Source organism: Bartonella sp. LB28NMGDW, from assembly GCF_042194435.1.
GTDB lineage: Bacteria > Pseudomonadota > Alphaproteobacteria > Rhizobiales > Rhizobiaceae > Bartonella > Bartonella grahamii.
Genome location: NZ_JBHIMX010000027.1, coordinates 1 through 7150, shown reverse-complemented (window position 1 = coordinate 7150; position 7150 = coordinate 1). Strand labels below are relative to the sequence as shown.

10 protein-coding genes are annotated in these 7150 nt (G+C 43.0%); 8 read left to right on the top strand and 2 right to left on the bottom strand.

Annotated elements, in window-relative coordinates; all coding sequences use genetic code 11:
* On the top strand, positions 1-1383 hold a 1383-nt coding region (locus ACFIKG_RS08210; RefSeq protein WP_375652089.1), incomplete at its 5' end, for a Bgr_08870 family protein.
* 9 nt (positions 1384-1392) lie between these two features.
* Positions 1393-1644, top strand: coding sequence for a hypothetical protein (locus tag ACFIKG_RS08205; protein ID WP_375652088.1), 252 nt, complete (start codon positions 1393-1395; stop codon positions 1642-1644).
* On the opposite strand, the gene ACFIKG_RS08200 is transcribed toward ACFIKG_RS08205, so the two are convergent.
* Together ACFIKG_RS08200 and ACFIKG_RS08195 are read right to left on the bottom strand one after the other, a co-directional pair.
* Complete coding sequence (locus tag ACFIKG_RS08200) at positions 1641-1997, bottom strand: type II toxin-antitoxin system HigA family antitoxin (protein ID WP_375613954.1); 357 nt, start codon at positions 1995-1997, stop codon at positions 1641-1643. The two genes, ACFIKG_RS08205 and ACFIKG_RS08200, sit on opposite strands and share 4 nt — an antisense overlap.
* A complete protein-coding gene (locus ACFIKG_RS08195) occupies positions 1994-2308 on the bottom strand; it encodes a type II toxin-antitoxin system HigB family toxin (protein WP_375612347.1) in 315 nt (104 codons plus the stop codon). The genes ACFIKG_RS08200 and ACFIKG_RS08195 overlap by 4 nt, the downstream gene beginning before the upstream one ends.
* Before the next feature lie 165 nt (positions 2309-2473).
* Here ACFIKG_RS08195 and ACFIKG_RS08190 point away from each other — a divergent pair, with 165 nt between their 5' ends.
* Genes ACFIKG_RS08190 through ACFIKG_RS08165 form a run of 6 tightly spaced genes read left to right on the top strand, consistent with a single transcriptional unit; the run spans position 2474 to position 7106 of the window.
* A complete protein-coding gene (locus tag ACFIKG_RS08190; RefSeq protein WP_375627541.1) occupies positions 2474-3685 on the top strand; it encodes a phage tail sheath subtilisin-like domain-containing protein in 1212 nt (403 codons plus the stop codon).
* The gene (locus ACFIKG_RS08185; protein ID WP_375652087.1) at positions 3685-4191 is read left to right on the top strand and encodes a phage major tail tube protein; all 507 of its coding nucleotides are present in this window, start codon (positions 3685-3687) and stop codon (positions 4189-4191) included. The genes ACFIKG_RS08190 and ACFIKG_RS08185 overlap by 1 nt, the downstream gene beginning before the upstream one ends.
* Positions 4192-4193: 2 nt before the next feature.
* Positions 4194-4481, top strand: a complete 288-nt coding sequence (locus ACFIKG_RS08180; RefSeq protein WP_375652086.1) for a phage tail assembly protein — start codon at positions 4194-4196, stop codon at positions 4479-4481.
* Positions 4482-4519: 38 nt separating this feature from the next.
* On the top strand, positions 4520-4591 hold the full coding sequence (locus tag ACFIKG_RS08175) for a GpE family phage tail protein (RefSeq protein ID WP_081485993.1): 72 nt from the start codon (positions 4520-4522) through the stop codon (positions 4589-4591).
* Positions 4588-6720, top strand: coding sequence for a phage tail protein (locus ACFIKG_RS08170; protein WP_375652085.1), 2133 nt, complete (start codon positions 4588-4590; stop codon positions 6718-6720). The genes ACFIKG_RS08175 and ACFIKG_RS08170 overlap by 4 nt, the downstream gene beginning before the upstream one ends.
* 5 nt (positions 6721-6725) lie before the next feature.
* Complete coding sequence (locus tag ACFIKG_RS08165; protein ID WP_273724432.1) at positions 6726-7106, top strand: phage tail protein; 381 nt, start codon at positions 6726-6728, stop codon at positions 7104-7106.
* Positions 7107-7150: the final 44 nt, after the last annotated feature.

Genomic DNA, 7150 nt, shown 5'->3' with positions numbered 1-7150 from the left:
ATGACCAAAACCAAAAAACTCGACATGGAATTGCCGAAAGAAGGACGCTTTATCAGTTCTGAATTCCCAATCTTGCGGGAAAACTTGACCAAAATTGATCAAGCCATTGTTGATATTGAGGAAAAGGTAGAGGGAAAAGCGCCTTCAAAACACACGCATAGCATAAGTGATGTTGCAGACCTTGAAGCGGCCCTTAAGGCCAAAATGGCAGCCGATAAAACCTTCACTTTTGCTGATTTAAGTGATATCGAAGGCGCAAAAGATGCTGCCAACAATTATGTTCTCTATAAATCAAGCAATAATAACTTCACTTTTGGCAGTGCTGTATCTTTGCTTGGCTCTCATCAACATAAAACAGAAGATATCGTGGGTCTTGACGATTTTAGAGCCAAGATCAACGAAGATCTCACAAGCTATGGACGCTTAGCCAGCCCAAATGAATGGCAGAATTATAATAAATTTACCAGCAAAGTCACTATGAGTGGTGGCTTAGAACTGTTGGGTAATTCGTCGTTTAATCTCACCCACAATAATAAAGTTGTGACAAGTCTAAGTGCAAGTGGAAGCATGCTTAAAGGTCCAGCAACTGTTGATGGTAAGGCACTTTACACAAAAGATGAGGCTACCACTGTTCTTCAAAAAATACGCAATGAGATTGCAAAACTGAAAGAAGTTACCGCGCTTAATCCCCTTGAAATCCTCATGACAGAAAGTGGTACCATTCCATTTCCTGATAGTGTTACTAGCTACACCGATATTGAAATATGGGCGTGGGGTGGCGGTGGAGGCGGCAGTAATATAAAAGGCGGTGGTGGAGGTGGCGGCGGTTGCGTACGTATTAAAATAAAAGGATACCAGCTGGGAAACTCAAAAAATGCTCAAATTGGACGTGGTGGGAAAGGCGGTAATAACGAAAGGGGAGGCATAGGTGGTCAAACAATAATTCAGGGACTTCTTACCGCAGGCGGTGGCGGAGGTGGTGGATATTATGGATACGGAACTAGTGGCAGTGAAGGAAGTGCCAACAGCAGTGGTCGCGGCGGTAGCGGTGGCAGCTACTACTCTAGTAACAGTAATGTTAATGGTAGCAGTTCTACTTTCGGTGGCGGGAGTGGTGGTGGCTACGCATACTATAGAAGTAACGACGGCCCCTTTATTGTCTACAAAACAAACATTGGACATGGTGGAAGCTCTATTTATGGGGGGGCTGGTGGTGGTTGCAGTGATGGTATCGCAAAAGGGGGTTACAGTGGGAAAGGCGGCAATGGTGGTGATGGAAATGGTTTTACCAGCGGCGGTGGCGGTGGCTACTTTCCAGGAAAATCTGGTGGAGATGGCGGCAATGGTGGTGACGGAGCAATCTTGTTGAGATTTTTTATCTAGGAGTTTTTTATGAAATATGCAGTTGTTGAAAATGGTGTGGTAACAAATATTATTGTAGCATCAGAAGATTATGTTCACGCCTTTGATGGTGAAGCTATCCCCTCAAATGAAGCGCAGATCGGCTGGACTTATAAGGATGGAGTGTTCTCTCCTCCTATTGTTGATGAAAACACAAAACAGCTCTCATCTACTGAAATGACAGAAACAGATATACCCGTAGAGCCCATAAAAGAACCACAAGAGAAAGATAATCAAGTCTAGGCTATTAGGCTTTCTAGTGGAATATTGAACTGTTGGTGCAAGTTTTTAATCATGCGCAGTGTTAATTTTCTTTTACCACTCAATATCTCGTAAACACGATTTAAATGACCAATCGCAGGAACGAGATCTTTAGCACTTAAGTTCATTTGTTCCATTCTAAATTTAATAGCTTCAATCGGGTGAGGAGGAGAAACAGGATAGTGTTCTGCTTCATACGCTTCAATCAACAACACAAGAACCTCCATTTGATCAAATTCTGGAGTATTCTCTTTAGGTTGATTGTCAAACATTGCAGACACAATTTCTAAAGCTTCTTGATAATCTCTCTCTGTACGAATTGGTTTGATATTCATTTCTTAAATTCCTTTAGTTCTACAGTGTTGGCATCAATCGCATCATACTGTTTATGCGTCCCTATAAACTTTATGTAAAGCCAACCTGCTGGATAAAAGATTGAAACAACTAAACGATAATCATTGCCTCTAATATTAAAAACAACACGATTATTCTTTAATATGCTTGCATTTTTATATTTCTCTTTAATGTCATGAGGAGAACGCCATTGTGCGTTTTTAGCTTCATCTACCCATGCTTTTAATGGTTGTTCAGCATCAGGATATCGAGTCCAAAAAGTTTGAAGTGTGGAGATTTTAACAATTTTCATAAGTGTATCCTGATTTTTATCAATCTTAGTACCATTTTGGGACTAAGTCAAGATATTTATAAAAAGAAAGTGCTTGTTGAAAACAAACCTTTCTCAAGAGCGGCTTTTTACCTCTCATTTTTCCCATTCATTTTAATTCACCCCTCATTTAAAGGAGCATAAAGTATGGCAATAGGTTTTCTACACGGTGTTGAAGTTGTCGAGGTTGACGACGGCACCCGCCCCCTTCGCGCGGTTCAGTCTGCAGTTATCGGGATTGTTGGCACAGCACCCGATGCCGATGAACAAGCATTCCCTCTTAACACACCCGTTTTGGTTACGGGTTCACTTTCACAAGCCGCTAAACTGGATAAAACAGGCAAGCGTCAAGGCACCCTACCTAATGCCCTTGATCTCATTTTCAAGCAAGTGGGTGCCATTGTTGTTGTCGTACGCGTGAACGAGGGTGACAACGAAAATGCAACACTCACCAATGTTCTTGGCGGTGTAAACGCAAATGGCGCTTATGAAGGCGTCCACGCTTTGATTGGAGCGGGGTCCATTGTGGGACAAACACCACGCATTCTTATCGCTCCAGGCTTTACACATCAACGCCCTTCCAGTGTGAATATTGAAGAGAATGGAACTGGTGCAACTACCAACCCCGTCGCAGCAGAACTCATTGGCATTGCTGAACGCCTACGCGCTATTGTGGTGCTTGATGCACCAAACACAACAGATGAAGCAGCCCTTAGTGCAGCAAAGGATTTTGATTCAAAGCGCGCCATTCTCATTGATCCGTTTGTAAAGGTAAATCGTGATGGAAAGATCATAGAACAGCCGGCAAGTGCAGCGGTTGCTGGTGTCATTGCCAAAACTGATTTTACACACGGTTTTTGGCATTCTCCTTCAAACAAAGTGATCAATGGCATTGTGGGAACTGCGCGCCCCATTGATTTTTCCATTGGTGACAGATCAAGCCGCGCCAACCTTCTTAACGAACAAAACATCACAACAATTATCCGCGAAAACGGTTATCGTCTTTGGGGTAATCGCACCCTTTCAAGTGATACAAAATTTGCTTTCTTATCGGTGGTGAGAACCGCAGATATGATCAATGACGCCATTTTGCGCGGGCATCTATGGGCTGTCGACCGCAATATCAAAAAAACCTACATGAATGATGTCAGTGAAAGCGTCAATGCCTATTTGCGTGATTTGAAAGCACAAGGCGCCATTCTTGGTGGGCGCTGTACGCCTGATCTAGAGTTGAATACAGCAAGCGCTATTGAAGGCGGCAGAATCTATTTCAATGTCGAATTCACACCAACAACACCAGCAGAACACATCACATTCCGTTCACGCATTGTGAATGATTATTTAGAGGAGATTTTTTAATGGCTATCCCCGTTTTACCAAGAGTTTTGAAATATTTTAACATTTTTGTCGACGGCATTCCCTATCAAGCAAAATGTGAAAGCGTAACATTACCGAATTTGAACTTGGTTGTTGAAAGTTATCGTGGTGGAGGCATGGACTCCTCCATTGAAGTTGACCTTGGTCTTGAAACCCTCACACTTAGCATGACCATTTCTGATTGCTCTCCAGAGTTGATGGCACTGTTGGGGCGCACAGATGTCGATATCTCATTACGAAGTTCAATGCAAGCGCAAGGCACACCCGCAGAAGGTGTTGTCATTACCATGAGAGGACTATGCAAAGGCTTTGAAATGGCAGAATGGCAACCGGGCAGCAAAGCAACATCCACAACTACCTTCACATTGCAGTATTTCAAATATGTCCAGAAGGACGTTGAAATTGTTGAGATAGACGCCCTCAACATGGTGAGGAGATTCAATGGCGTCAATCAACTCGCAGATCATAGAGAAAACTTAGGATTATAAAAATGACAGTACAAACAAGCATTACACATAAATTACTTGTACCGATTACCTTTGAAGGAAAAGAACACACCGAAATTACTTTACAGCGCCCCAAAACAAAAGATGTGCAAGCAATCGACAAAAAAGAAGGCATAGAGCAAACAATCGCTATGATCGCACGTCTTTCTGGATGGGCACATGAAGCGGTTGGAGAACTCGATATTAATGACTTGTCGAGCATTGGAGAGATTTTGGAGTCTTTTATCAAGCGGCGGGATACCTCGACTGGGAAACTGCCGCGAAACTCATAGCCGATATTACCATTGTGTTCCATTGGTCCCTTTCAAAGATGATGGAAATGGAACCGCAAGAACTCATATTCTGGCGAAAACAAGCAGCAGAAAGGTATAAGACAAAATGAGTGAAAAAGTTGCTGATGCAAAGGTGAAGCTATCTCTTGAAGACAAACTCACCGCGCCTCTCAAACATCTTCAAAAAAAATTCGATACATTGTCAAAAACACTCTCACATAGTTTGGGTATTCCGCGCTTTTCTGCTGCTGTCAAAAACATGACAAAAAGCCTTCATGGCGTTCAAAGTGCTCTTGGAGTGGCGGCAAGCCGTGCTTCGGTCTTTACTGGTGCTTTAGGGCTTGCTGGTGGTGGTCTTGTGGCAAGTGTAACCGCCCTCACCATGAAAACCATGCATCTGGGAGATAGTCTTCACCACGCATCACACCATTTAAATATGAGTGTTGCATCACTTCAATTATGGGGTGATGCAGCCGATAATTCAGGCACTTCTGCCGAACTTTTTCAACAATCCTTAGCGGTTTTAAATAGGCGTTCAGCACAAGCCTATGCTGGACAAAAAAGAGGCATGATGGGCTTTGAAGCACTTGGCATTTCTGTCAAAAACACTTCTGGAAAACTCAAATCCACTTCTGTCTTGTTAGAAGAAATTACCGACAAGATGAGTAAGATGAAAAGCCAAGCACAAAGACAGCATATTGCCGCTCTGCTGTTTGGGGGCGATGGTAAAGAAATGGCGACCATGCTTGCACAAGGCATGGCACCCATTAAAGAGCTGTTTGCAAAGGCGCGAAAAGGAAAATGGCTGATAGGTGCCGATGTTGCACGCTATGCAGCAGATTTGAGTGACAAAATGGGAGCCTTTAAGAAAAAAATAGGCGGTATCGCGAGCTTTATTGGCGCGCGTTTCATGCCCGTGATCAATGACATGATTGACGGTTTTTCTCGCCTGATTGATGAAAACCGCAACCTCATTCAAACAACTGTTGCGAGCTGGGCAAAAACCTTAAAAAAAGTCTTTAATGATTTGCTTAATCCTACCTCTGATTTAAGAAAAGGTATCAGTGATCTCACAGAGAGGATTAAAGGCTGGTTCCAATGGCTAGAACCTCTGATTGGTGAAATAACCCTCTTTAAGGTAGGACTTGTGGCACTTGGTTCGTTCATTTTTGGTCCACTCATTGCCGCATTAGCCGCAGCGGGAGCAGCGTTTGTCACCCTTGGCTATACTATAATGACGACGCCCATAGGATGGCTCATTGGGGGTATCGCGGTACTTGCCGCACTCTATAAATATTGGGATGAACTCAATGGCTGGGTAGCTGCATCTTTAGCCGCGGTTGGAGCAGTTCTTACCGGAGCATTCATTGCGGCAATGGTACCGGCAGCTTCTGCAGTTGCGGGTCTTGCACTATCTCTTGTAGCTTCACTCATTCCAGCAATAACTGCCGTTGGTTCTGCTTTTATATCGCTTGGTATCGCAATCATGACCACTCCTATCGGCTGGATCGCTGGCGGCATAGCAGCCCTTGTTGGAGTTGGATATCTGCTCTACAAAAATTGGGATACGGTAGTAAGCTTCATAAGCAACTTGTGGAATTCTTTTGCGAGCTTATGTAGTAACGTTTTCAATAACCTCTTGACGCTCTTTAAAAACTTTTCACCGCTCTCTTGGATTTCAAAAAAAATCAATGAACTCATTGAGTGGCTGTTTGGTGTCGATTTAATGGAAGTAGGCTCCAATCTTATTAACGGGCTTTGGGACGGCATCAAAAGCAAATGGAATGCTCTGTCTGATTGGCTCAGCGGCATGATGAGTAAATTAACCAGTTGGATGCCTAATTGGATGAAAGAAAAGCTAGGCTTTAATGTTTCAATCAACAAAACTTCAACCCAGACGATTAAAACCTTTACCGATGAAACCAATGCACGTGCAAAAAAAATGGTTGATACAGTAGTGGTTACAAATACCCCACCTGAAAAACGCAAGAGTGGTTTTAATACAAGTGTCGTTGAAACAGGACAAATGCAGGCAACAAATAAAGTGGGTGCCTTTAAAGCTCCAAAGCCCATTACGGTTCATAAACCCGTTGAAGTAGACGCCCGTGTAACCATTACAAATCTCAATATTTCAGTACCAAATGGTCTCAAGGACGAAATCAGAGACGCTGTCAATCAAGCACTTGAACGCTATGCAAAACAGCAACGTTTAGCCATAGCCTCTAGCCTTTCGGATTAAATACCATGATGTTAGCTTTGGGTGGTTTTATTTTTTCTATTGAAACAGCAGCTTATCAAACACTTGATATGTCTTATGGAGTTCCATGGGTAGAGCAAGGGCGATTGGGGCGAAAAGCTGCTCTTCAATTGCCTGCTGTTGCAAATGCGGAATTTTCTTTAGCAGGCGTGATTTATCCAGATTTCAAAGGTGGTCACGGACAAATCGAATATTTGCGACAAATAGCGCATATGGGACCTCACATTCTTGTGACTGGTCAAGGCAAAATCTTAGGTAAGTTTGTCATTCTTTCTGTAGAGGAAAAGCAAAGTGTTTTTCATCATAACGGCACCCCCAAAAAACAAGAATTTACGATAAAGTTGAGAGAATATGGTGAAGACCTATGAGTGATCTTTATATGACCAAAGATGGTGATATGGTTGATGCCATT

What these genes read in the sequence shown, in the direction of transcription:
- ACFIKG_RS08205 (WP_375652088.1), top strand. Translation starts at nt 1,393, where the DNA reads ATGAAATATGCAGTTGTTGAAAATGGTGTGGTAACAAATATTATTGTA.
- ACFIKG_RS08200 (WP_375613954.1), bottom strand. Translation starts at nt 1,997, where the DNA reads ATGAATATCAAACCAATTCGTACAGAGAGAGATTATCAAGAAGCTTTA.
- ACFIKG_RS08195 (WP_375612347.1), bottom strand. Translation starts at nt 2,308, where the DNA reads ATGAAAATTGTTAAAATCTCCACACTTCAAACTTTTTGGACTCGATAT.
- ACFIKG_RS08190 (WP_375627541.1), top strand. Translation starts at nt 2,474, where the DNA reads ATGGCAATAGGTTTTCTACACGGTGTTGAAGTTGTCGAGGTTGACGAC.
- ACFIKG_RS08185 (WP_375652087.1), top strand. Translation starts at nt 3,685, where the DNA reads ATGGCTATCCCCGTTTTACCAAGAGTTTTGAAATATTTTAACATTTTT.
- ACFIKG_RS08180 (WP_375652086.1), top strand. Translation starts at nt 4,194, where the DNA reads ATGACAGTACAAACAAGCATTACACATAAATTACTTGTACCGATTACC.
- ACFIKG_RS08170 (WP_375652085.1), top strand. Translation starts at nt 4,588, where the DNA reads ATGAGTGAAAAAGTTGCTGATGCAAAGGTGAAGCTATCTCTTGAAGAC.
- ACFIKG_RS08165 (WP_273724432.1), top strand. Translation starts at nt 6,726, where the DNA reads ATGATGTTAGCTTTGGGTGGTTTTATTTTTTCTATTGAAACAGCAGCT.